Origin of the sequence: Phyllobacterium ifriqiyense (assembly GCF_030817885.1) — a bacterium.
Taxonomy (GTDB): domain Bacteria; phylum Pseudomonadota; class Alphaproteobacteria; order Rhizobiales; family Rhizobiaceae; genus Phyllobacterium; species Phyllobacterium ifriqiyense.
Window position 1 is genome coordinate 232,867 of record NZ_JAUSZT010000002.1, and the last position, 24,724, is coordinate 257,590.

The 24,724-nt window shown below is 54.0% G+C and carries 15 protein-coding genes and 2 pseudogenes; 9 read left to right on the forward strand and 8 right to left on the reverse strand.

Features of this window, described 5'->3' with window-relative positions; genetic code table 11:
• The first annotated feature begins 142 nt into the window (after positions 1-142).
• Positions 143-2,467 (forward strand): polysaccharide biosynthesis tyrosine autokinase, encoded by a 2,325-nt coding sequence (locus QFZ34_RS02735; RefSeq protein WP_307276609.1) that lies wholly within the window; start codon positions 143-145, stop codon positions 2,465-2,467.
• A 4-nt stretch (positions 2,468-2,471) separates the two neighbouring features.
• Here the strand turns inward: QFZ34_RS02735 and QFZ34_RS02740 are convergent, their stop codons facing one another.
• Together QFZ34_RS02740 and QFZ34_RS02745 are read right to left on the reverse strand one after the other, a co-directional pair.
• The gene (locus QFZ34_RS02740) at positions 2,472-3,272 is read right to left on the reverse strand and encodes a metallophosphoesterase (RefSeq protein WP_307276612.1); all 801 of its coding nucleotides are present in this window, start codon (positions 3,270-3,272) and stop codon (positions 2,472-2,474) included.
• 54 nt (positions 3,273-3,326) lie between these two features.
• Entirely contained in the window at positions 3,327-4,448 is a 1,122-nt protein-coding gene (locus QFZ34_RS02745; RefSeq protein WP_307278851.1) for an alpha-hydroxy acid oxidase, read from the reverse strand.
• Positions 4,449-4,955: 507 nt separating this feature from the next.
• Here QFZ34_RS02745 and QFZ34_RS02750 point away from each other — a divergent pair.
• Positions 4,956-5,150, forward strand: a complete 195-nt coding sequence (locus QFZ34_RS02750) for a hypothetical protein (RefSeq protein WP_307276614.1) — start codon at positions 4,956-4,958, stop codon at positions 5,148-5,150.
• Positions 5,151-5,444: 294 nt separating this feature from the next.
• The gene (locus QFZ34_RS02755) at positions 5,445-7,109 is read left to right on the forward strand and encodes an amino acid adenylation domain-containing protein (RefSeq protein WP_307276617.1); all 1,665 of its coding nucleotides are present in this window, start codon (positions 5,445-5,447) and stop codon (positions 7,107-7,109) included.
• Here QFZ34_RS02755 and QFZ34_RS02760 read toward each other — a convergent pair.
• Together QFZ34_RS02760 and QFZ34_RS02765 are read right to left on the reverse strand one after the other, a co-directional pair.
• Entirely contained in the window at positions 7,100-7,357 is a 258-nt protein-coding gene (locus QFZ34_RS02760) for an acyl carrier protein (protein WP_307276620.1), read from the reverse strand. The genes QFZ34_RS02755 and QFZ34_RS02760 overlap by 10 nt on opposite strands.
• Positions 7,357-7,980 carry a serine O-acetyltransferase gene (locus tag QFZ34_RS02765; protein ID WP_307276623.1) on the reverse strand — a complete coding sequence of 208 codons (624 nt, stop codon included), beginning with the start codon at positions 7,978-7,980 and terminating at the stop codon, positions 7,357-7,359. The genes QFZ34_RS02760 and QFZ34_RS02765 overlap by 1 nt, the downstream gene beginning before the upstream one ends.
• A 783-nt stretch (positions 7,981-8,763) precedes the next feature.
• Between QFZ34_RS02765 and QFZ34_RS02770 the strand changes: the two genes are divergently transcribed.
• Entirely contained in the window at positions 8,764-9,375 is a 612-nt protein-coding gene (locus QFZ34_RS02770) for a LysE family translocator (protein WP_307276626.1), read from the forward strand.
• A 676-nt stretch (positions 9,376-10,051) separates the two neighbouring features.
• Positions 10,052-10,408 carry a hypothetical protein gene (locus QFZ34_RS02775; RefSeq protein WP_307276630.1) on the forward strand — a complete coding sequence of 119 codons (357 nt, stop codon included), beginning with the start codon at positions 10,052-10,054 and terminating at the stop codon, positions 10,406-10,408.
• Between the two features lie 145 nt (positions 10,409-10,553).
• On the opposite strand, the pseudogene QFZ34_RS02780 reads toward QFZ34_RS02775, so the two are convergent.
• Positions 10,554-10,854, reverse strand: a pseudogene (locus QFZ34_RS02780) (hypothetical protein).
• Between the two features lie 598 nt (positions 10,855-11,452).
• Here QFZ34_RS02780 and QFZ34_RS02785 point away from each other — a divergent pair.
• Entirely contained in the window at positions 11,453-15,865 is a 4,413-nt protein-coding gene (locus QFZ34_RS02785; RefSeq protein WP_307276634.1) for a putative Ig domain-containing protein, read from the forward strand.
• A gap of 348 nt (positions 15,866-16,213) precedes the next feature.
• Here the strand turns inward: QFZ34_RS02785 and katE are convergent, their stop codons facing one another.
• The 3 genes from katE to QFZ34_RS02800 form a co-directional block, all read right to left on the reverse strand.
• The gene (gene katE, locus QFZ34_RS02790) at positions 16,214-18,403 is read right to left on the reverse strand and encodes a catalase (protein WP_307276637.1); all 2,190 of its coding nucleotides are present in this window, start codon (positions 18,401-18,403) and stop codon (positions 16,214-16,216) included.
• 69 nt (positions 18,404-18,472) lie between these two features.
• Complete coding sequence (locus QFZ34_RS02795; protein ID WP_307278854.1) at positions 18,473-18,970, reverse strand: YciE/YciF ferroxidase family protein; 498 nt, start codon at positions 18,968-18,970, stop codon at positions 18,473-18,475.
• A gap of 387 nt (positions 18,971-19,357) precedes the next feature.
• Positions 19,358-20,446 (reverse strand): LacI family DNA-binding transcriptional regulator, encoded by a 1,089-nt coding sequence (locus QFZ34_RS02800; protein WP_307276639.1) that lies wholly within the window; start codon positions 20,444-20,446, stop codon positions 19,358-19,360.
• A 209-nt stretch (positions 20,447-20,655) separates the two neighbouring features.
• On the opposite strand from QFZ34_RS02800, the gene QFZ34_RS02805 reads away from it, so the two are divergent.
• From QFZ34_RS02805 to QFZ34_RS02815, 3 genes and pseudogenes are all read left to right on the forward strand, one after another.
• Positions 20,656-21,498, forward strand: a complete 843-nt coding sequence (locus tag QFZ34_RS02805; protein WP_307276644.1) for an ABC transporter substrate-binding protein — start codon at positions 20,656-20,658, stop codon at positions 21,496-21,498.
• Between the two features lie 78 nt (positions 21,499-21,576).
• Positions 21,577-23,128 (forward strand): annotated as a pseudogene (locus tag QFZ34_RS02810) (amino acid ABC transporter permease/ATP-binding protein).
• A gap of 56 nt (positions 23,129-23,184) precedes the next feature.
• A complete protein-coding gene (locus tag QFZ34_RS02815; protein ID WP_307276646.1) occupies positions 23,185-24,309 on the forward strand; it encodes an NAD(P)/FAD-dependent oxidoreductase in 1,125 nt (374 codons plus the stop codon).
• Positions 24,310-24,724: the final 415 nt, after the last annotated feature.

Here is a 24,724-nt window from a genome sequence, read left to right on the forward strand (position 1 = left end):
AACAAACACGCGGCCGAAAGAGACGTTGCGGCCAAGCCAACCCTATTCGTTGCCGGGCCCAACACATTTACTATTCGTCACAAAACCAACAAGAACAATTGGCGGTAACATGCATCAGGTCAATATCCCCCTATCGAGCCGAATGAACGCGAAGACAACTTCCGAGTACGATCAGGCGGATGAAAACTTTATCGATCTCGAACGCCTGTTTACTATCGCAAAGCGTCAGGCGAGAGTTGTTATTGCCGCCGCGCTCGTAGGCTTGCTGCTCGGAGTGTTTTATATCGTCTTGGCAAAGCCCAGCTATACTGCGGCAACGAGTATCCTCCTTGACGATACTCTGGGAAAGTTCGCCGATGATGTCTCGCCAGCGCCGTCCAATATGCAATCCGACACAACGATCCTCAGCCAGATCGCGATTTTGAGATCCGCAGAACTTGCTACCAAGGTCGCAATCAAGGAAAAACTGGACGAAAACGTCTTTTTCATGAACCCACCACGGTCTTTGGTGTTCAGACTGAAGTCAGCGGTGAGGGCGGTCGTCGGTTTGTTTGGCATGGGTGACGGGTCGAACATCGAACTGGAGGAAAAGGCCGCCCGAATAGGGTATGCCGCCTCGCTGCTGCAGGAGGGCCTTTACGTTGAACGTCAAGGCCGCAGTTTTGTGATCGATCTTACCTATACATCAGGCGATGCCGCACTTGCTGGTAAACTCGCCAAAGCCTATGCCGATGTTTATCTCTCGGATCAACTCGACGCCAATTACGATGCGACCGAACGGGCAACAATTTGGCTTCAGACGCGACTGACGGATTTGCAGGAAAGTTCCCAGACAGCAGCGCTCGAGGCAGAGCGCTTTCGTGCTGCAAATGGCCTAACTTCGGCAAAAGGGGCTTTGGTGTCAGAACAGCAGCTGTCGGATCTGAACAGCCAGCTGATTTTGGCGCAGGCCGATACCGCCCGTTCCCGTGCTCTTTTCAGCCAATTCAAGTCCATCATAGACTCCGGTCCTGAAAAGGCGGTCACCAACGCTTCGGTTCTTTCCGAACAATCGGGTACATCAGTCATAGAGACGCTGAGGAGCCGCTATCTGTCAGTCAGCAAGCGGGAACAGGAAATTGTATCTCACTTTGGCCAAAATCATGCCCAGGCCGTCACCCTGCGAACCGAAAAGCGGGACATCGAAAACCAGATCTTTCAGGAACTGAAGCAACTGACAGAAAGTTACCGCAATCAGTTTGAAGTTGCACAGTCGCGGGAAACCTCGCTACGCGAAGGGCTTGGTAAGGTAACAGGCGAAACGTCTGTCGCCAATGAAGCGCTGGTTCATCTGAAAGAACTGGAGCAGAATTCCGAGGCGCTGAGCAACTTGTACCGAACCTATCTTACGCGCTTTCAGGAAGCCTCCCAGCAGCAGTCGTTTCCAATCGCCAAGGCACGCATCATTTCCATTGCCACGATGCCCAGCGCCCCATCCAGTCCAAACAGGACAATGGTCTTGGCCCTGTCCTTTATACTCGGGGGCCTAACGGGAACCGGCATCGGAGCATTGCGCGAATTTCGCGAGCGGTTCTTCCGCGTCGGCGATGATGTGAGGTCACTGCTCGGATTGAAGTTCCTTGGATATGTGCCCAGCTTTGACGGGGCGTCAGAGGAGAAAAAAGTAGCGCGTTGGGAGCTTTCCTCGGCCACGCCCGTCGCTCCCACGCCTCCGGCCAATGTCACGCGCGTGGCGGTCGAGAACCCATCATCGGTTTTTGCAGAAACGCTTCGAAACGCGAAAATTGCTGCTGACGTGGTGCTGCAGGGGCATAAAAGCAAAGTTCTGGGCGTCATCTCGGTACTACCGCATGAAGGTAAATCAACCGTCGCGGCAAATCTGGCGCTACAACTTTCGGCAAAGGGCGCCTCTACGCTTTTGATTGATGCGGATCTGCGTAATCCTGGTCTTACACGATCATTTTCGTTCACCCCGCAACGCGGACTGGTACAAGCGGTGCTTGGCGACCAGCCCTGGCAATCCATGTTGAAAATCGACAAGCGGACCAAGCTCGCTATTCTACCAGCCGTTCTGCACAAGCATTTTCAGTACACCAGCGAGCTTTTATCCAGCGAGGCTATGGAAAAACTTCTCAATGAGGCCAGGAATGCCTATGAATATATCATTGTCGATCTGCCGCCGCTGGGTCCTGTTGTTGATGCCAAAGCCTTCGCGCCGTTTGTCGATGGTTTTGTCATGGTCGCGCATTGGGGCAGCACGCCGCGCGCGCTCGTAAAATCGGTACTTCAGTCGGAGACGCACATTTTCCCGAAAGTTCTTGGCATTATTTTGAACCGGACCGATATGAAGGAGCTATCCAAATACACCTCTTTTGGGAGTTCCGAGCACTTTATGGAGCGATATAGCAGCTATTACCTCGATCAGGCTCCATCAAAACCAAAGCCTGTGTCACATGAAGGCGCATAGCTTATCAAGTTACCAGAATGGTCCCGTGTCGCTTCCAGATGCGCAAGGCGGTCAGTTTGCCGCTGTAATAGGCGCCGGTGTCAATGTTCAAACGCCTTCCTTGCCGATCGGGCGCTTCGACGGGGGTGTGCCCATGGATCACCCAGTACTTGAGGAGGGGCGTGTCATTGAAAAAATCATCCCTGATAAAAACAAGATCCTCATCCCGCTGATTCTGGAGGGCAATGGTAGGTCGCACACCCGCATGGACGAAAACGAAATCATCCGCTTTTACGACAATGGGTAGTGATCGCAAGAAATCAATGTGACGGGTCGGCAAGTTGCTCCGGATGTATTGATCCAGATGTTTGGGCTTCGGATACATTTTCTTCAAATGCGCAACGTCTATGCCGTAAGACGTAAGGGTTGTATTGCCTCCCATCTGCATCCATGTCGAAAGAGCAAGGTGTCCGTCAAAATAATCAACCATTGCCATGTCATGATTGCCAGTTAGGCAGATCCTCTCAAATCCATCCTTGCAGGGTGTCAACAGGTGTTCCACGACTTGTGCCGAGGCCGGGCCCTTATCGATATAGTCGCCCAGCATTACCATAAGTTTCTTACCGGTCAGCCGCTTGGCATCAGAGAATATCATTTTTTCCAGAGTGAGCAGTTCATGCAAACAGCCATGAACATCACCGATAACGTATACAGCGGCATCCGTGACAGTTGTTTCCAGTCGTGGACGTCGCTTAGAGGCCTTGCCTGGACTGCGCCTGACATACTGGAAAAAGGCACGAAGCCTCTCCCTGATCGGTGCTGACAATCCCATACTCCCCGGACGAGAACACGCCATCCGCTTAAGATAATCCAAATGAAGTCAATTTGCTGCCGCAAATCTTGTCAGCATATCGGACTGCAAATCATCGAGATGACTGACACCCAGCAGGGCCATGTTCTGGTGAATTTCCTTGGACAACAGGTCGATGGCTTTGGCAACTCCAAACTGCCCACCCACGCTTGCGGCATAGAGAAATGGTCGTCCGATAAAAACGAACTTGGCTCCCAATATCAGAGCTTTCAGAACATCAGTGCCGCGGCGAATGCCGCCATCCACCATTACCGTCGTGGTCGAACCTACGGCAGATACAATGCCCGGCAGCACTCTGAGAGGGGCGACCGTTCCGTCAAGCTGGCGGCCGCCGTGATTGGAAATTATAATCCCGTCTGCTCCTATGGACGCAGCGCGTACGGCATCCTCAGGCCTCATAACTCCCTTCACAACTAGGTTGCCGTTCCAACGTCTGCGAATTTTTTCAAGATGGGACCAATCCAGGTGATCGCGTTTGCTGAAATCGCGTGACACGTTCCTGGAAATTATCGGTGCACCACGGGTTGCGAAGGAATTTTCGAAATGAGGAACGCCGTGATTTAACAGGGTTCTGGCAAGTGTTCTGATGCTCCAGGAAGGATGGGTCAGGCCTTGCCATAATAATGCTAAGGTCGGACGCAGGGGGGTGGAAAAACCGTTGCGAACGTTGTTTTCGCGACTTGGAAGCGTCGCCACATCGACGGTGATAACGAGCGTTTTAAACCCTGCTGCTTCAACCCTGTCCAGCAGGGCTTCAATACGTGGCCACTCACCTGGAAGATAGGCCTGAAACCAGCTGGCCGGTGCCGCCTTGGCCACATCTTCGAGTGGGATAAGGGACGAACCGCTCATTATCATCGGTATATTTGCTGATTGCGCGGCAGCAGCGAGCACAACGTCGCCTCTGTAGGACATCATTGCGCTGATTCCCATGGGGGCAATCCCGAAAGGGGCGGCGAACGTCTGCCCAAAAAGACTGGTTCGTTGATGCCTTGCAGACACGTCAAGGAGCACACGAGGTCGAAAACCAAATTCAGCGAATGATTTCGCATTGTCAGTCAAGGACAGATTGGTTTCACTTGCGCCGGCTATGTAGCCAAAAAGGGGGCGTGGAAGATAACTTTCAGCCATCGGTTCGAAGTCATCAAGACACAAGACCTTGCTAAGGCGGCGGCGAACGGATCGCGACGCGCCCACAGACGATTTGTCATGCGATGTCACTTTAGCACTCGCTAAGGTTTCCGCCATTGGTGCTGCTCACTTTCACACAACAGGACTGAGCAATAGTCCATAAACTCGAATGATTACTGATACTGGACAGGGCATGGCATGGAACAACCCGGACACCGATGCCGGTTGCAAACTTACACGAGGAAATCCAAAATGTAATAAACAATAGGATTAAAATTTACTTTAAATTGTAGTTAAATTGAGTGTGTTGAGTTAACTCACCGATTACAGCAAGTTAGGTACAGGCAGATGCTCACTATATTTGCGTTGTTCCGAATACTTTGAAAAACAAGACGCAACTGTTTGTGTGGCTTTCGGCGGGTGGTGGTTTGCGCGGAGTAATCCGGCGCAAGCATAAGTCCTTTTATTGTTATCGATGTTGCGGGTACCTTGAGTATGGAAACTTCATTGAGTGACAGGCGTATCGGCGAGCTGGTCGAACTCGTTTTGCGGGACAACCCGCGTGCGTCGAGATTGACCCATCTCATAGCTCTCGCCGAGCGGGTTGATCCCCACATGCAGATGGCGGAGATCAGGGCGGCATGGTCCCGTTTCAACAAGTTTCACAGAACACCCCGCCTCGGCCGGGTTCCTCAAAAGTAGTACAAACAGCAGTGTAAACCCTGATTGGATTCTCTCTGTCGGCTCCATCCCGGATTAGGCGAAGAGCGAAAGTGTTAATCCTGCGACGAGTTCGGTTAACTCCATGTGTCTATAGCGCTTATACTGGAAATCAGTAGAATAAGCTGCGTGTAGCGTCCATATCGCAATAAAAACGAAGCTATGTTCAGTAGACCGAAAGAAAAGCAACTATTGACGATCCTGCGGGTTCACTCGGGTGCCGTCATCGCAAATCGACAAATTGCAACAATCTTGTGATCATATGCAGGTGTAGGAATGACAACCCGGAATCTCGCCAGACCGCTTTTTCAATTTGCGCGGAGCCAGCCGGATGCCGTTGCCATCTCGTCAGGTGGTGAGGCTTGGTCGTACGGTGAGACGGCAAGGGTCGCCGCTGCGCTTGCAGGCAGATTTGCAGCTGTGCGCAGCAGCGGACGAATTGGAATCCTTGCCTCCAGGAGCGCTGTCGCCTGCCTGGGCATACTCGGAACCGTATGGGCTGGCCTGACATATGTCCCACTCAGTCTGAAATTACCGGAAGAGCGCCTGGTAGAACTTCTGAAGGCGCTCGCCCTGGACGCAATTGTTATCGATCACCGCGGCGCCGGAATGATCTCGGCCACGGTCCATGAATACCTGCCCAAGTTAGTAATCATGGCAGCGAACGTCAAACCGTCAGGCGTGAGCCTCGGTAAAGATATCGTCTACCTGACGGATATCAAGGAGATTGTCGGGGGAGAGCCCGCCCCAATTGATTCAGACAATATTGCCTATATAGAGTTTACATCCGGAACCACCGGAAAACCAAAAGGGGTTATGGTTCCGGCGATTGCTGTGAACAACTATCTGCAGGTCATGCAAGAATGGAGTGGAATGAGCCCAACTGACCGGGCAGCCGAAACCTGTGACATCACTTTTGACCTTTCCGTACATAACATGTTTTTGACGTGGCATGGCGGAGCATCGCTCCATATTATGTCGGCCATTCAAATGTTGCAGCCAGCGCGGTTTATAAGGGATCACGGAATCACGTGCTGGTTGTCCGTACCCTCCATCATCGGCCTGATGCGCAAAACAAACATGCTCAAGCCGGCGTCACTTGCCAGCCTGCGGATTTCAATGTTTTGTGGTGAGCCACTGCCTAGCGGAGCCGCGCAAGCATGGCTGGAAGCTGCGCCCAACAGCCGTGTGGATAATATTTATGGACCTACAGAAGCGACCATTGCCTGTTTAAGACAGGTGGTTGAAACACCGATAGCTGTAACGGCAGGCCGAGGCATCGTTGCCATCGGTTGCGCATTTCCAGGAATGAGCGTTGCGGTATTCGATCAGCACAACCAAAAGGTAAAGGTCGGCGTGCCAGGGGAGATTGCTCTGTGCGGTATTCAATTGGCCAGAGGATACTTTGGACAGCCTGAACTCACCCGGGAGCGCTTTCCGGTAATCGACGGAGAGCGATGGTATCTAACCGGGGATCTGGGAGTGGAAGATGAAAACGGGATCTTTCATCATCTTGGCCGGCTCGACAATCAGATAAAGATTATGGGCAATCGCGTGGAACTTGAGGAAGTTGAAATGCACTTGCGCGCGGCCAGCGGTTCAGACGAGGTCGCAGCTGTGGCCTGGCCCATCGAACATGGATCTGCGACAGGCATTGTCGGATTTGTGGTTAACACAAAACTGCGGCCCGAACAGATCCAGGCAAGCTTGGCGGAAAAAGTAGCCAGCTACATGATGCCCTCGGATTTGCACCTAATGGATGCCCTGCCGCTCAATGGAAACGGCAAGGTTGACCGCGCTGCGCTTGGAATACTGCTTTCACATGGACTTGTCGGGGTAAGGGACGGGACGGGACGGCAATCGGCGCTGGAGCAAATGACAGTTGCCCCCTTGGTACACAGAGCTGCCCATCTGGATAAGACACCCGCCCTTCAGGGCTGATTATTGTAATAAAATGACACGAAATCGCCAAATGTCTGAGGCTCAAAAGATGTTGCCGAGTGGGAAAAAGGGTCCCATTCGAGGCTGTCTTGAAGCCTTGCCATGAGCACGGAAAAACCCAAGGAATCCAGCCCAGTATCATAGAGCATGGTCTCGTCATCCGGCATCGCAACAAGCGCGCCGCTCTTGGGAGCAATGACGGATACGTATTCGGCCAGTATTATTTCTCTGACAGCAGATCTTTCCATTAAATACCTCTGGATGACCGGGCGCACTCCAGGTCAGGTTTTCCGGTTTCATTATTCATTTCCGGCCTGCCCAAAATGGACCGGCTTACAATCCGCGGCGGCGGCGCCAAGACAGTGGAGTTCGATTTTATGTCCGTAACGATGACGACGTTCGGGCCGATATTCACATCATCGCCAATCGTTACTTGCCCGATGATAACCGCGCCAACACCGATGTCGACCCGGTTGCCGATCACGGGAGCATGTTCTCGTCCGGTCTCACCCCTTTGCAAACCGCCGATGCCAAGGGTAACCCCCTGACGAATAACACAGTCATCACCGATCGTGGCGTATTCGTGGACAACGATGCAGCCTTGGTGTCCAATATGAAGTCGCCTGCCGATGGACGCGGTGTGGTACAGCTCGATGCCATAGTAATTCCTGACGAACCGGGCGAAGAAAAGATGAATAACCGAGAAAAACGCTCTTGCCAAATAGTTGGGACGGCTACGAGCCCATGTACCATATCGATAGACGGCCAGAGCCCGAAAACCCGGCAAAGTTAAATCTTTTCGATGGTTCATGAAGTCTTCTTTTATCAAGGCAAGAAGACCCAGCTTAGCTATCAGCTCATTCTTATACATCGCGCCCCTTGTCCCGTCGCCCGAATTGGAACGCGAACGATTTCAGCAGCAAAACCCCTATTGTGACCATAACATTCCATAGGGAATATACGAACTCATAAATAAGAACTAGTTCAGCCAAGGTTTGTATAAGTCGCGGCACCGAAGTTCAGGAGTGATGCCTTTTCCGATTTGCCTGAGCCCGGACGCCAATCGGATCTTTACACCGGAATAGGGCATGGCCGCTTTGTGCAGGAGCAGCCAGGCTGGAGATTGGCCGGGTGGTTTGACTTCGCAAAATTACGGCGGAATGACAAGTTGACGGTTGGCGCCAGTGCGTCACGCCAGCTCAATGGCATCTAAGCAGAACTATGTATAAGATAGGCTGGGTACAACCCAAAACCTGAAATGCAGGTATCGCTTTCCGCGCTCGCGGTTATCTGCACGCGGATGGCGCCCACTTTTACGATCTTCGCATGGTGGTACATGCTTCGCACTATGAAGCTGGAATCAAACCAGGACAGGTCGCACCTTACGGTTGGGCGGGTCAGGATCTGGCGATAGCGCGCAGGCTCCTATCACGTTGTTTTTGCTGGGTGACAAATCTGTGCTTGCCCGCTATGGAAACGGCTATCTATGCAGCCAGAAACATGCTCCGAGGAGACATCATGAGAGCAAGCAAAGACGGCTCCACTCACCTTACCTTTCGACGTTAAACGCTGGCTTCGGGTCCAAGGAGATTGTTTATTGGGGAACTGCAAGCAGACTGGCGCGTTCCCTTTGTCGATTTACGAAGGATGTGGAATGGACATTACATCTCTCGTTGTTTTTGCTGTAGCCTTGGCTGTTGCTTCTGCGTCGCCGGGACCGAGCGTTGCGGCCCTTGTCGCACGAGTGCTTTCCAAAGGCCATCGGGACGTTTTCCCATTCTTGATTGCAATGTGGATAGGCGAAGCCATCTGGCTGGGATTGGCGGTGCTGGGGCTGTCGCTGCTGGCCCAAACCTTTCAACCCCTATTTCTTGCCATCAAGTGGTTCGGGGTGGGCTATCTGCTTTTCCTGGCGTGGAAGATGTGGCACGCACCTGTGGAGACCTTGGCGGAGCATTTTGCGTGCTCAGGATCCAGATGGCGACTTGCGCTAGCGGGTTTCGTAGTGACGATGGGAAACCCAAAAACCATGATGTTCTATGTTGCCTTGCTGCCAACCATCGTGGACCTGCACAAGATTTCAATATTTGGCTGGCTGGAGCTCACCTTCGCGATGTTCTGTGTCGTCATAGCCATCGACTTATGTTGGACGTTGGCGGCTTCGCGTGCTCGGCGCTTTTTCACGAGCCGCAAGTCTATGAAGATAGCAAACCGCACCAGTGCCGGAATGATGGCTGGGGCTGCAGTTGCCGTGGCAGTGCGATGACAAGCCATGCGTGCTTCGAGAAACCGATTGGCGATTGGGTTCAATAACTTTAAGGAGAGACCGGTCCATAGAATAACAGGCCGTGTTGCGGATTATTCTGCCGATAAGGTTGGTTGTTATTGCTTCTGATATTATGAGAAGCAAGAGGTGAGTGAATGAACGATCAACGGAGTTTGTGATCAAAGGAATCTGACGTTTATTAAAGAACTCGAAATAGCGGCAAGCAAGTTATGGGACTAAGAATTAATTTGGCCGCATGGCCATTTGTTCAAAGGAGTTTCGCAGAGCGACCGAAATGGGCGCGAAGCTACCATAGCATCGACGCGCGTCCTTAGATATCTGTGCTGTCGGCGGCTCCGGTGGCACATTTATGATGCCTCATTACTTTCTACGATGTTTGAATCGGGGTCGTAAAGATAGAGCTGCGGGAAGCCGGCCAAACCAGTTCGGAGGATCAGCAGATATTTTGGATCGTCTTCAGGTAAATTTCCCGGAAACCGAGTGCCGCGAGGTGTTTGATCACCGCTTCAAAGTCGTTGGTTCGGAACGCAGAGTGGCAATCCTTGCAGTCTATTCTCCGCCGTTGGCGGGAAGTGCCGCCGGGATGCTATATCAAAACTCGCGGGGCGGAACTATGCGCGCCTCTTCACGTTCAACTCGCTTGGGAGGAGTCCCCATGGAGACAAAGGATAAATTATTCCGCATCGAAGAGGGCTTCTGGCTCTCCGGTAAAGACCATTTCCTCGCACATGTGGACGAGAAGGCAATTCTCGCCTTCCCGCAAGCGGGAGAGATGCACGGCATCCACCCACGCGAAGACGTGGCAGAGACCGCCACCCTGACGAACCGGTGGCGCAACCTCAAAATGACCAGCAGGTACCTGCTCATGCCTGCCGACGACGTCGCCATCGTCAGTTATCGGGCCGATGTGTCCCGTAACGACGGCGAGCCTTATTCCGCGCTGGTCAGCTCGGCTTATATCCGGCGGTCGACCGGCTGGAAACTGACCTTTCATCAGCACTCACCGGTTTAAACCAATTGCGTTGCAAAGTCGCTCCACCGATCTTCCGGCGAGCACCTCCAAGGGGCTTGAGATGTTGTCAGATTCCTGTCGCAGGAGGAGCACCTCTTTTTAAGCAACAGTGGGATCGGGCGTCCGAATTGGCAGTACCTGGCAGTCATCGCATGCATGCCCGTTCCTCGATTCCCGATCTGTCGAGATGCTTGGTATCCTCGCCTTTCCAGGGTAATGGCATCGAAGCAGGATCCAGGTTGACCAAGGGCGTCGGCATTCGGCATTTTAACTCCGGCTCCGTCTATTCCACGATCCGGGCGGGCGAGGAATCAGAAGCTCGCCGGCTTACTGGCCCCGTACTGGTCGCCAGTCGACCAATATGCGAGATCAACTTCTGCCGGACTTGGTTCGAAGGGGCGGATTGTAACAAGGATTCGACTGCCATCTTTGGGCACGCTCGTCATGTTACGTCAGCGGTTTGCCTCATCCCTCGTCTTGCCTCGTTGATCTTACGTATTGTATGCGTCGCTTCACCATTGAGAGCGCTCAAACTGAGAGTTTTTACGGACCTTGCGATGTCGCCACATACTGCAGTTTCAAAATCACCTGTGGCGAAGTGCCAGCGCCTCTTTCCCCAACAGTTTCCAGCATCCCGCGGCGAGACCCGCGTGAATAGTCCGAAAATTCATTATTGCAGACAAGGCGGTTTTGTTCCTCAGACCTGTCCTGCGTGATTGGTGGCTCTTCTTCCGGTGACATAATCACTGAGCAGAATGCGCGTTGGGTGATAGGGGCTTGCTCGATATTATACACAACCCAAGCAGGGCGGCCGCTATTAATCATTGCCATCGTGGTAAATGAATGATTTTCTCCTAGATTAATTTAAGTAAGGCACCAATAGCATTCAGTACATCTATTGAGTTTATGAAATGTCGCTTTCCGTCTTATTTTTTCGCGAAGATTCTTTATTTAAAAAAATAATGAATAGGGTCGCAATTTGTGATTGCAGTCGCTTCCTCACAACGCTAGGTAAAAAATATCAAGAATACGCTGGGGGGCGTTATGTATTCAAAAGTATTTTCACGTGTGCGTACTCTTGCGATAGCAATTATGTTGTTTCCTGGTGGCCTGGCATGGTCAGATTTGGCGTTTGCACAGACTTGCGCCCCCAATGAGACAAGCCGTTCCTTTAATTTCACAGGTGGTACGCAATCCACGGTTGTACCAAGTGGGGTGAGTTCGATCACCGTTCATCTCTTCGGTGCACAAGGTGGCGACGGCAAAGGTGGCGCGGGTTCAATAGGCGGTAGTCCATTCAGTCCTGGCGGTACAGGTGGCCTTGGAAGTCGCGTTAGTGGTAAATTGAGCGTTTCGCCAGGCGATATTCTATCGATTGGCGTCGGTGGCAGAGCGTCTTTTGCAGTCAATCCCGGGGGGCCAAGCGGCACCAACGATGGTGGAAATGGCGGCGGCGGAACCGATCTGAGCTTGGGTGGCAGCCGGATTGCGATCGCCGCTGGCGGCGGGGGTGGCGGCAATGGTGGTTGGAGTACTGCCAATGTAATTAGTGGTGGTAATGGCGGTATCGGAGGTGGTCTGGGCTGGGCAGGAGCGACTGTGCCGGGCGGGACAGGTCCGTTCGGCGGCGGCGGCGGTTCACCCGGTGCGGGCGGCTCTGGCGGAGCCGGGTGTGGCAGTTTCCCCGCGACGCCCGGTCAAGCGAACGGGCAGGGGGGAAGCTCAAATAATTTTTCTGGATCTTTCATCGGGGCCGGATTTGGCGGCGGCGGCGGTGGCGGTAGCACCGTTGGCGGTGGAGGCGGCGGTGCAGGTGTCGGCACAACCGGCTGTCAGCAGAACTGGAACGGGGGTGGCGGCGGAGGAGCCGGGGGCACTTCAAGTCCGGGTGCTTTGCAATCGGCGTCGATCCTGAACGATGCGAACTCCGGTGACGGCTCCGCATTGATTTGCTTCGCAACGCCGACGTTTTTGGTCAGTGGCATCGCAAACGGCTTGAATGGCACAGCAAGTCTTGAGCTTGCAACAACAAGCCCCGTAAGTGTCCAAACCGTTAATATCGGCGGCGGCAGTTTTTCCTTTCCCAACAGGGTGCCTGACGGAGCAAACTGGAGCGCGAGGGTATTGACAGCCCCGGACGGGCAACTCTGCACGCTTGTGCCTTCGTCCGGCACCATATCCAACGCTGATGTGTCCAATCTGGCTCTTACCTGTACGACTGTGCAGGTAGACCTCACGCCCCAGACGTTGCCTGATGGTGTATTCGGGGAAGCCTACAGCCAGACAATAACAGCAAGCAGCTCAAATGGTGGTACGGCGCCTTACAGCTTCAGCCTTGCTTCTGGAAGTATTCCCGGTGGTCTTATTCTATCGTCTGGCGGACTGTTGTCCGGCACGCCCAACGCTACGGGAAGTTTTACCTTCACTATTCGAGCGACAGATGCAGACGGCTTTATCGGCGAGCGGCAATATACAGTCGCGATTCCTGTGCCGGTCATTGCCGTTGCACCTGCCGACCTGCCTGATGGAAAGGCCTCGAACGCCTATGTTCCGGCAACTCTCTCAGCAACAGGTGGTGCAGCGCCTTACTCATTTCAGGTGACTGCCGGAGCTCTGCCCGCTGGGCTGAGTCTGGCCGGTGACCGGATTTCGGGTACGCCAACTGCAGCGGGTTCGTTCACCTTCACTGTTAGAGCAACCGACGCCAACGGGTTTACAGGCGAGCGCCAATATACGTTGGCAATCGAACCGCCGACGATTATTGTAAGCCCTGATAATCTGCCCGGAGGTAACGCTTCGAACGATTACGGTTCGGTGACGCTGGCAGCAGATGGCGGAACAGGCCCTTATACGTTTCAGGTAAGTGCCGGTGCTTTACCTACAGGGCTGAACCTGGCCGGAGCCGTGATTTCCGGTGCGCCAACCATTGCAGGCTCATTCACTTTCACTGTAACTGCTACCGATGCAAACGGAGCTACCGGCGAACGGCAGTTTACGATCGCGATAGTGGCACCGGGAATCAATATTGCACCGGACGCGCTACCGGACGTGGTGATCCCGAACGATTATGCTCCGGTAACGCTGACGGCTAATGGCGGAGCGGCGCCCTATACATTTCAGATAAACGCCGGCGCATTACCAGCTGGATTGAGCCTGTCGAATGCCAATATTTCGGGCAAGCCAACCGCTGCTGGTTCGTTCACATTCACAGTGAGAGCCACGGATGCCAATGGTTTCAGCGGCGAGCGGCAATACACAATCGCCGTCGCAGCGCCGGGGATCACGATTGGTCCGGATGCCGTGCCGGGGGGACAAGCCTCTAACCTTTATGCTTCGGTCACGCTCTCGGCAGACGGCGGCACTGCACCTTATAAATATCAGTTGAGTGCCGGAGCACTGCCCGCCGGGCTTGCCTTAGCTGGTGCCGAAATTTCCGGCACACCTAAGGTCGCAGGCACCTTCAACTTCACGATTACCGCAACCGATGCTAGCGGTTTTACTGGTCAACATCAGTACAGCCTGTCCATTGAAGCCCCCACGATTACAGTCACGCCCGATGTTATTCCAGGTGGAAAAATTCAAGAGCAATATGGTCCGATAGCGCTCACCGTTGACGGCGGAGCAGCACCTTACAGTTTTCAGGTTTCTGCGGGAGCATTGCCTGCCGGGTTGAATCTAACCAATGCCAGCATATCCGGAACACCCACGGCAGCTGGTTCCTTCAGTTTCAGTGTCACCGCAACAGATACGAACGGCTTTACAGGTACCCGGCAGTATAAAATCGCCATCCAGGACTTGCCGCCGCCGATAGCACAGAATCAAACGCTCAGCGTTTTGGCGGGTACAACTGGCACAGTCGATCTTACTCAAGGTGCGACGGGTGGCCCATTCTCCGCCTCGGCAATCGTAACCTCTCCTCCAGGTGAAGCTGGCGAGGCACGCATCACGAGGGAAGATGGCACCCATATCCTTCAGTTTGCGGCAGCCGGGACATTTGCTGGCACAACCAGTCTGACCTATACACTATCAAACGGAGCTCGCAGGTCTGCGCCCGCAACGGTTACGATTGAAGTAATTGCGCGTCCCGACCCGTCACGCGATCCCGAAGTTATTGGATTAATCCGGGCCCAGACGGAGAGCGCCAAGCGTTTCGCCAACACGCAAATCCGCAATTTCAGCCACAGGCTGGAACAACTCCATAATGAGGGTGAGCAGCGCAGCAATTCTGTAGGGCTCAGTGTCAGCGTTTTGACCGATTCAACGCAATCGGAACCTTATGAATCACAGGATTATTCTCAGCAGGGCCCGTCACTCAACGTTACCCGCCAAGGCTCGGGAGCGGTTAGCATTGGCTCTAATGCCGCATGTATCGACGGTACTCAGAGCAGTCTGAGCGCGCAGAAGGATCCATCGTCTGAGTCGACTTCCATCACAACCGGGCAAAGCGCGACAGGGACCAGGCTCCGTCCATCCGCTGCATGTCCGCAAGCCGGTTTGATAGCCTATAGTTCGGATCAAGCGTCGAATAATCCTGCCCGTGATCCTGCGCTTGAGGCGATAGGGAAAGTGTCGTCACCGGCAACCAATGCTGTTGAAGCTCCTCCCCCGGTCGCAAATGAACACGCGTTGGGCGAGTTCGCCCTCTGGAGCGGTGGCTATGTCAACTTCGGCACCAATGATGATGGGGCAATCAAGCTGGATAATACATTGGTGGGCGTGAGTGCCGGCGTTGACTATCGCTTCAATCCGAATCTGACGGCCGGTATCGGTGTAGGCTTTGGACGCGATAGTACAGACGTTGGCGACAATGGCACTGAAAGTCGTGCAGAAGCGTTTTCAATTGCAGCTTATGGCAGCTATCGACCCGTCCCAGGTTTCTTCCTTGACGGGCTTGCTGGCTACAGCACCATGAGTTTTGACAGCGAGAGATATGTGACGTCGACCGGAGACTTCGCTTCGGGAAAGCGGAATGGAGACCAGTTTTTCGCATCGCTGACCGCTGGTTATGAATATCGCAAAAAAGGTCTGCTGATGTCCCCCTATGGCCAGTTGTCAGGATCACGTTCAACACTCGACGCATTCACTGAAAAGGGGGCGGATATTTACAACCTTACTTATGGCGATCAGGATATTGACACATTGTCAGGAACCTTCGGGTTTCGCGTCGAACACGCTATACGTACCAAATGGGGTTTGCTCACGCCTCGTGCCCGGTTGGAATACACCCACGACTTTGAAGGATCGAGCCGCGCCAGTGTGGGATATGCCGACCTTGGTACGTTGCCCTACGCGCTTGATGTTGACGCGTTCTCTCAAGATCACTTTACGGTCGGAATGGGGTTCGATGCGCAGATAGGAGAAGGTTGGAATGTGGGCTTTGATTATCGTACCGCATTTGGAACCGACGGCGACAGCCAAGACCATACGTTCGCAACAAGGCTTGGCATAGAGTTCTAGAAGGGCAGATGTTCTTTGGTTGTACAGGGCCTCAAGACGCTGTTCGCCAGGGACGTGCCAACCCCGCTCATGCCCGATTGCCTCGCCAACAGCGAATGCCAGTTTGGCGATAGCAGGGCCTGACACTGTTGACGGCAATCGCCGTGAGATCATGCGCGTTGACACAGCCGAGTGAGCCACCACACCATCCAGCTAATTTCCGGTCGGTGCGAGACCAGCGGCATCTCCGGGCAATGGTCGAGAGGCCGCGTAATTTAGCCGCTGGCGAGAGTGCCTCCGATATCCAGGCGAGCAGTCGGCTGTAACAGGGAGGCGGCGGCAACCAGTCGCCGCCGCGCCCCAAAGGGTCTACCTTATTGGCGCAGAGGCTTTCCCAAGCTTCACGGCGGGCTCGCGCGCCCAAACCCGAAGTTTACCCAACCTGGAGACAAAGGCGGCAGGGCCTTCCTCTCCAGGCAGCTCCAGAATGCCCTCGTCGAGGTCGTTTGCAATCCCGGCTTTTTTGAGTAGCGGCAATGCGGACCGATCGTACCCGATGAACTTGCAGTGCTGGAACGCGTCAGCAACAAAGTCACGAGCCGTTGCCTCCTCCACCAGGTCATCAATGGCTGCGGCAGAGGTCAGCAGGGCCACTGCATCGAACAGGACGGAAGGGCCGCCATCAATCATGTGATGTGCTGCTACCCAACTCCCGTCGGACGCGGTAACGCCCCCCACCTTCGGTGCTATCAGTTCGAAGACCGCCCCATCCTTGGTAACAGCCGTGGCAAGGCCCTTCAGAAGCCCGGCATCAACACCATCGGTTACGAGAATACCAAGTTTGCGCCCTTCGAAGCGCTTGGGTCCACGTTCCACGATGCTGAGCGCCGGTGATGGTTCCAGATCCTGGCGCGTCGGCATGGCCGCATCAGCCGGTTTCGGCAGCGATTGAAAACCGAGCTTCCTGGCCACCGTTGATGCCAAGGTATCATCGATATTGAGCAGATGTGACACCATGCGCTCACGTATGACCGGCTCTTCGACCTTGCTAAGCTCGAAAGTTAAGGCCATGGCGATGTGCCGCTGTTCGGGTGGTGTCTGGCTAATATAGAATTGGCGCGCCTGACTGTAATGGTCGGCGAAACTCTCTGGGCGGAGCCGAATCTTCGAGCCCTCTTCGTCTGATGGAAAATGGCGAAAGCCGCGGACCGGGGACGCTCTCGGTCCTTCGTTGCGCGAGTTTGGCTGATAGTTTGTCCGCCCGACCGGGTTTCGCATTGCCATGTGGCCGTCTTGTTGGAAGTTATGAAACGGACATTTGGGTGCATTGATGGGCAGATGGGTGAAATTTGGGCCGCCCAGACGCTTCAATTGGGTGTCCAGGTACGAGAAGTTCCGACCCTGGAGAAGTGGATCATTGCTGAAGTCGATACCGGGGGGCACGTTCTGGGTCATGAAGGCAACCTGCTCCGTCTCGGCGAAGAAATTGTCGGGCATCCTGTCAAGTACCAAACGGCCTATTGGCCGAACCGGCAAGATCTCCTCGGGGATGATCTTCGTAGGATCAAGGATATCGAAGTCGAAATTGTCGGCGAATTCCTGATCAAACAGCTGAACGCAAAGCTCCCATTCCGGAAAGTTACCCGATTGTATCGACTGCCAGAGATCACGGCGATGGAAATCAGGATCCGCACCATTGATCTTGACGGCCTCGTTCCAGACCACCGATTGCAAACCCAGCTTTGGTTTCCAATGGAATTTTACGAAGGTTGACTCGTCCTTGTCGTTGACAAACCGAAAAGTGTGGACACCAAAACCCTCCATGAAGCGGAAGGAGCGGGGAATGGCACGGTCAGACATGATCCACATGACCATGTGCATGCTCTCGGGAGTGAGGCTGATGAAATCCCAAAAATTGTCATGCGCAGTCTGCGCCTGGGGAAAGGCGCGGTCAGGCTCCTGCTTTGCTGCATGAATAATATCCGGGAACTTGATTGCATCCTGGATGAAAAAAACCGGAATGTTGTTTCCGACCAAATCCCAGTTGCCTTCTTGCGTGTAGAGCTTCACCGCAAAGCCTCGGACGTCACGAGCAAGATCGGCTGAACCCTTGTTGCCCGCAACAGTTGAGAACCGGACGAAAGCCGGCGTCTTTTCGCCTGGACGCTGAAAGAGATCCGCGCGTGTATAGGCCGCTAGGGACTCGTAAGTCTCGAAGAAGCCATGCGCACCGTATCCGCGAGCGTGAACCACGCGTTCGGGGATTCGTTCGTGGTCAAAATGGAAGATTTTCTCTCGAAAATGAAAATCATCGATGACAGCGGGGCCGCGGGCACCAACCCGAAGTGTATTCTGGTCATCGGCAACGGGGCCGCCTTGGGCGGTTGTCAGAACCTCGTGTCCGTCTTCGGCGAACTGGTGAAGCTCGCCACCTTTTCCACGATGGAGTTGCTGGTCATGGATCGTGACAGTGTTTGGGAGTTTTCCGGTCGCGGCGGTTTTCTTCAATGCGGGCGTTTTTGGTGCTGGTTTTTTCGCTGGGGAAGGCTTCTTGGCCATCGGTCTCTCCTCATTGGCAGGGTGCATGCGAAAGGGGCGCGCGATGCGCGTTTGAAGACGACGGAATGATCAGGCAGCTTTACCCTTTGCTTTCGCAAAGGCCTCTGCAAGATGCGTGAGCTTTTCGTCGGTGGCTACTTCTTCAGCCAGGTTCGCTTGAAAAAGAGGGATCGCGTCCTCAAGGCCGACCTGCTTGGCCCAGGCAATCAGGGTGCCGTAGCGGGCCATTTCATAATGTTCAACCGCCTGCGCCGAGGGAAAGAGGCCTGCATCGAGAGCAGCCGAACCCTTGTATTCCTCCATGATTTCTTCGCCCTCGGCGATAATACCCTGGATGGCTTCACAGGTCTTGCCGCGAGCAGGTTTTCCCATTAGCTCGAACACCTGTTCAAGACGTTCGATTTGGCCCTGTGTCTCGTCGCGATGCTGCAGGAAACCTGACTTGCCTTCTTCTGACTGAGCCGCCCGGGCCATTTTTGGCAGCGCCTTCAGAATCTGCTTCTCGGCAAAGTAAATGTCTTTCAGCGTGTCTAGGAAAAGGTCGTTCAAGGTCTTCTCGGCCATTATGTCCTCCCTGGGAACCATTGCGGCGACTCAACGCCTCCTGCAATAAAATGTTCCCGATCGAAGAATGGCAGCGTTCCAGTTCAGCCCAACATCGCACTGCGCAGGGGCAACTTGCGCGGGATACTGCGTTTGCCACGCGGTTCACATTACCATCCCTCACTATTGGTTTGGTTCAAGGCTGGAGCCAATGACGCCAACAGTCACGTCCAGCCGATTGCGCAGTACACGTTTCGATAAAGGAAACCGCTTGCCATTATAGTCACCGGCTTGCGGGGCTACCTTTGGTCCGTAGCCTGCTTTTTGACCAATCTTTGGCGCTGCAGACAGCCGCCTCGAACCTCTCAATCAGCTGTCCGTGACCTAGAAGGCGCGACATGCGACAGATAGTCATTTCTGGCCGCCTTTAATCGCGCGCGGCGGCCCGACAGAGCCACGTTCGATGAGTGACGTACCTATCACAACTCTTTTGGGTGGATGATTCTCTCCTTTAAGTCGCCGAATGAGAAGCTCTGCGATGGTTTTCCCTAGTGTGTAGGCTGGCTGATCAATGACTGTAATGGGTGGACTCGTCACCCTGGTCCAATCTGCGTCATGGAAGGTAATCAATGATATATCCTCAGGAATGCGCAGCCCGCGTTCGCGAATGATTTTAAAAATTTCAATTGCTATCAGGCTGTCAGACGCAAGGATCGCCGTTGGTCGATCAGGTCTGGCCAGGAGATTCTTGGTGAGTGTCCGTGTCTCTTGTGCATTCGTTGCGCCGAGTTGCACAAATTTCTCGGGGTTTTCTATGCCACTGGCCCGACACGTTGCGAGAAAACCCTCGATGCGCTCGCGCACTGAGGATGTGTAGATCTGCTTAAGCTCTCGATATTCGCGTCCGGCGAAATCGACTGCCGTGACATAGGCAATATTGCGATGCCCGGCATCCGACAAAATCTTCGTTGCCCGCATCGCGGCGTCGCGGTCATCGACGGTCACTGTATCAACGTCGAAGTCAGGTAGAGCGCGATCGAGGAGGGCCAACGGTCTGCCCGAACGGTGAATTTCCCGCAAATGCGACACGTCCCGGGATTCTGATGGGGTGACGATCAGACCGTCCACGCGTTTGCCGATCAAGACACGAACGGCAGCTTTCTCAACCTCGATCTGTTCACTGGAATTCGCAAGGATAACGTTGAATCCAGCAGCTCTCGCTACATCGCTTATGCCGCGGACAGCAAAACTGAAGAAAGAGTTCTCTATGTCGCCGACGACCACGCCGATAATTCCCGATTTTCCGGTGGTCATGCTTCGGGCCAGCTCGTTCGGCCGGTAATCCAGTGCCTTGGCAGCAGCCAGTACATCTGCGCGGATTTTTTCGCTGACAGCGCCGTATCCGCCCAGAACGCGAGCCGCGGTTGCTTTCGACACATTCGCCTCTCGCGCCACATCGCTGACGGTGACGGATCGGGATTTTTGAGCAGCGTTTTTCATATTTCAAGCACTACAAGGGTTGTTGACGGAAGGTCAATGTGAATATATCAATTAGCATTGAGACCGGTCTCAATCAATAAGAGACCGGTCTCATGGGCAAAGATCTCTTCTCAGTGATCCAGGCAACCAAGAGCCGTGACAGTGAAGGGCAGCCCGCCAGTTTGAGCATGCCAATTTAGAACAATAATTTCAGAGTGGAGAACAGGGACATGAGCATTTTAATACTCTTCAGAAGGACAATGAAGTCTGCCCGGGTTGGAATGATAACCTTGACCATCGCGCTTGCCGGTTTTGGGGCCGTTTCCAGTATGGCAGCGGCCGAAGATAATCCTTACGGTTTGATTGATGAGAAAGTCATAAGCGTTGGCACGATGGGCGACGCGAAGCCCTACACATTTACAACCGCAGATGGCCAGTTCACCGGTTTCGACATTGAACTTTTTCTGAATGTTGCAAGCAGACTTGGTTTTGGGAAGGGTCAAGTGGTTTTCACAGGGCAGGAGTTCTCGGCACTCATGCCGTCAGTTGCCAATGAACGTTTTGATGTGGCCGTCGCAGCCATTGGAACGACGGAAGCACGCAAGAAGACCATAGACTTTTCCGACGGCTATCTTGCCGGCTATCTCTCCGTGCTGACAGCGGACAAGGCAATTACATCTGCTGAAGGATTGAAAGGCAAGCGGTTGGGGGTGGTGCAGGGGACGCTTCAGGAAATCTACGCCGCCAAAAATTTCACTGACACGAACCTTGTCAAATTTCCCGATAACAATTCGGCAGTTTCAGGCCTCAACAACGGAACGGTTGATGCCCATTTCCTGGATTATGAGGCCGCAAAGCAATATGGCGAACGTTATCCAGAACTCAAGATCGCAGTAAATATACCGTCCTTTGATGCTCCGGCTGGTTTTGTTATCCGCAAAGGCAACGATGCATTTCGTGAAGCGTTGAACACGGCCCTCCATGCGGCAATGCAAGATGGGACCTGGAAGACGCTTTATGAAAAGTGGTTTCCGGGCTCACCCATGCCCGACGCGTACCTTCCCAAGAAATAACGTCGTGGCCGCTGCTCTGATGCCTCAAAGCAGCGGTCCTGCCGTTGATCTTTATGGTCACAACACAGGGGGAATGGGATGAACTGGCTCGAAAATCTGCGTCGAAGTTTTCTCGATTGGGACGCTATGGCGGCTGTTTTGCCCGCCATGATCACAGTCGGACTGAAAAATACCCTGATCCTTGCAGCGGCCTCAACCGTGCTCGGACTTCTTATCGGTCTGTTGCTGGCCGTCATGGGCATATCCCGCTCAAGATGGTTGAGGCTTCCCGCGCGTATCTACACTGATGTCTTCCGCGGACTGCCCGCAATCGTGACCATTCTTCTTATTGGACAGGGATTTGCCCGTATTGGGCGGGAGATTTTCGGTCCTTCGCCTTACCCTTTGGGGATTCTCGCGCTTAGCCTGATTGCCGGTGCCTATATCGGAGAAATCATCCGCTCAGGTATTCAAAGCGTTGAGCGCGGGCAGATGGAAGCATGCCGCGCCTTGAGCATGAGTTACGGGCAGGGAATGCGCTTGATTGTGATCCCGCAAGGAATTCGGCGTGTATTGCCGGCGCTTGTCAATCAGTTCATTGGAAACGTCAAAGACTCAAGTCTCGTATATTTTCTTGGTTTGCTGGCTTCAGAACGCGAGATATTCCGCGTTGGGCAGGATCAGGCGGTTGTTACCGGAAACCTGTCACCCCTTCTGCTCGCCGGAATCTTTTATCTCCTTGTTACCGTCCCGCTGACCCACGTGGTGAATTACATTGATAACGGCCTGCGCCTTGGCAAGCACAAGAGCGGTGCTGTTACGAGCGGACTTGCCGAGGTCAGCGAACTGGAGGGCACCGGCAGTAGCAACGGTGCTCGCAATAGACAGTCGACTGCCCGGAGTGATGCCGGTAAGCCGCGTTTCAAAGGCGGCAGTCTCGCGGTCAGCAATCTGGATATGTCATACGGCGATCTTGATGTGCTCAAGCAGGTAACCCTGGCGGTAAAACCGGGTACTGTCACATGTATTATCGGGCCGTCTGGTTCGGGGAAGTCAACATTACTGCGTTGCATCAATCGGCTTGTCGAACCGAAGGGCGGCGATGTGCGCATAGATGGTGAGAGCATTCTAGCAATGAAGCCCGAGAAACTGCGCAGAGCGCGTCGGGATGGTTTTTCAGCATTTTAACCTATTTCCGGATCATACAGCGCTTGAGAACGTTATGCTTGCATTGACCGAGATAAAGGGCCTGCCCAACGAAGAAGCGGAGCGTATTGCACAAGCGCGCCTTGCTGATGTTGGGCTGGCAGCCCGCAGTCATCATCGCCCCAGCCGTCTTTCCGGAGGACAACAGCAACGGGTGGCGATCGCCCGGGCTCTGGCCATGGATCCGGAGGTTATCCTCTTCGATGAGGTAACGAGTGCGCTTGATCCGGAACTGGTAAAAGGGGTTCTCAACCTTTTGGCCGATTTGGGGCAACGGGGCATGACCATGGTTGTCGTCACCCATGAGATGGGTTTCGCCCGCAAGGTGGCCGATCAGGTTGTCTTCATGGACGAGGGCCGCGTTGTTGAGGCCGGCCCGCCAAGTTCCATTTTTGACCATCCGCAAAGTTCCCGGCTGAAACGCTTTCTTGCCGAAGTTCTGTGACCGCCTATTGAGTGCAAGTTCAATCTGAATCCATCATACTAATGAAAGTCTCTATCATGAATTCATCTTCCTTGGTGTCGAAGGTCATTGTCGTTGGCGGCGGTATTTTCGGCGTCTCGTCCGCCGTTCATCTTGCTCGACTGGGTGTTCAAACGATCCTTATCAACGACGGCCCTCTGGCAAACGGTGCATCGGGGCGCTCACTGGCCTGGCTCAATTCCTCGCGGCAACGCTCGGACGAATATCATCGTTTGCGGATGGCCGGCATAGATCGCTATCGCACTCTGGCAGCAAAGCATCCCGATGCCGCGTGGCTGCGTTTCGATGGAGGGCTGACGTGGGACTCAGATGATACTGCCAACGAGATCGCAGCGGTTTTCAGGTATGAACGCAACATCGGATATGATGCGCAACTTCTTTCTCCAGGTGACATCGCGGCCGTCGCGCCTGGCGTCGATGAACATTCTGTCACACCGCAAGGCGCTATCTTCAATCCCGGTGAGGGTTGGGTTGATCTGCCGAGTTTGATAGAGATTTTGAGTCAGGAATTTGTGCAACGCGGTGGCAGATTGGTAACAAATGCCGGCTTGGCCAAGGTCACCGTTGCAGATGGCCGCGCAACCGGGGTTACCATGGCAAGCGGAGTCTCCGTTAAGGCCGATGCCGTTCTGTTGGCTACCGGGGCGAGCGTTCCGTCGACGATCGCCGAGTTTGGGCGTTTTGTTCCAGATAGTACACCGATTGCCTTGCTGGTCAGGACGCAGCCGATGCACCTGCCTCTTCGGGCTGTGCTGAATACGCCTCGCGTAGCAATCAGGCCAACGCCCACAGGTGCACTCGTACTGGATTCTGCTTGGTCGGAGGAAGAGGTCATCGCGCAGCCCGGTGGCACATATACGGTAAACGATTCGACGGTGGCAAGGCTTCTCGAAGAAGCTTCAAAAGTACTGAATGGCAACCCAAGGCTGGAACTCGATACTTATTTCGTCGGACCGAAACCAATCCCTGGGGACGGGGAGCCGGTCTTTGGGCAGCTCGATGACATAGCAGGATACTACATTGCGTTCAGTCACAGCGGTGCCACACTCGGCCTGATCGCCGGTGAACTGTTGGCCGGAGAAATTGCAACTGGAGAGCTTAATCCACTTTTGACAGCCTTTCGACCTAGCCGATTTGACTGATGGTTCCTCCGGTTTCTCTTTAAAACATAAGCCATGAGCCAAACACAGTCGATTAGTAAAGATAGCGTTTTGCGAGAAGTGCCGACGCCGCCCTCAGCGCGAACTCCTGGAATCGCCGTCTGTCCGTTGGCGCTGTCGTGCTTGAGGAAATTATGATCGCCAACCCGAACTTCAGACGCTCCTGGAAATTCGATAGTAATGGGGTTTTGCGTGCCGGTGCCGAGTACCCGAATGTCTGGCTGCCAAGCCGTCAATCATGGCAAATTCACTGCGGAACCATATCTGGTGGTTATCGCACCGTGCCAGGTTTCTCGCGGCCGGATGCCATAGGTAGGTGTTTGTCGGTTGTGAGCAGACCTGGATGTGAACTGCCGCTTGACCTGCGGGAAACTGCTCAATCAGCTGTTTTGGTTGG

Coding starts and splice junctions, on each gene's coding strand:
- QFZ34_RS02775 (WP_307276630.1), top strand. CDS start 10,052: ATGGAGACAAAGGATAAATTATTCCGCATCGAAGAGGGCTTCTGGCTC.
- QFZ34_RS02760 (WP_307276620.1), bottom strand. CDS start 7,357: ATGGAAAGATCTGCTGTCAGAGAAATAATACTGGCCGAATACGTATCC.
- QFZ34_RS02735 (WP_307276609.1), top strand. CDS start 143: ATGAACGCGAAGACAACTTCCGAGTACGATCAGGCGGATGAAAACTTT.
- QFZ34_RS02765 (WP_307276623.1), bottom strand. CDS start 7,980: ATGTATAAGAATGAGCTGATAGCTAAGCTGGGTCTTCTTGCCTTGATA.
- QFZ34_RS02770 (WP_307276626.1), top strand. CDS start 8,764: ATGGACATTACATCTCTCGTTGTTTTTGCTGTAGCCTTGGCTGTTGCT.
- katE (WP_307276637.1), bottom strand. CDS start 18,403: ATGGCCAAGAAGCCTTCCCCAGCGAAAAAACCAGCACCAAAAACGCCC.
- QFZ34_RS02805 (WP_307276644.1), top strand. CDS start 20,656: ATGAGCATTTTAATACTCTTCAGAAGGACAATGAAGTCTGCCCGGGTT.
- QFZ34_RS02815 (WP_307276646.1), top strand. CDS start 23,185: ATGAATTCATCTTCCTTGGTGTCGAAGGTCATTGTCGTTGGCGGCGGT.
- QFZ34_RS02755 (WP_307276617.1), top strand. CDS start 5,445: ATGACAACCCGGAATCTCGCCAGACCGCTTTTTCAATTTGCGCGGAGC.
- QFZ34_RS02745 (WP_307278851.1), bottom strand. CDS start 4,448: ATGGCTGAAAGTTATCTTCCACGCCCCCTTTTTGGCTACATAGCCGGC.
- QFZ34_RS02785 (WP_307276634.1), top strand. CDS start 11,453: ATGTATTCAAAAGTATTTTCACGTGTGCGTACTCTTGCGATAGCAATT.
- QFZ34_RS02800 (WP_307276639.1), bottom strand. CDS start 20,446: ATGAAAAACGCTGCTCAAAAATCCCGATCCGTCACCGTCAGCGATGTG.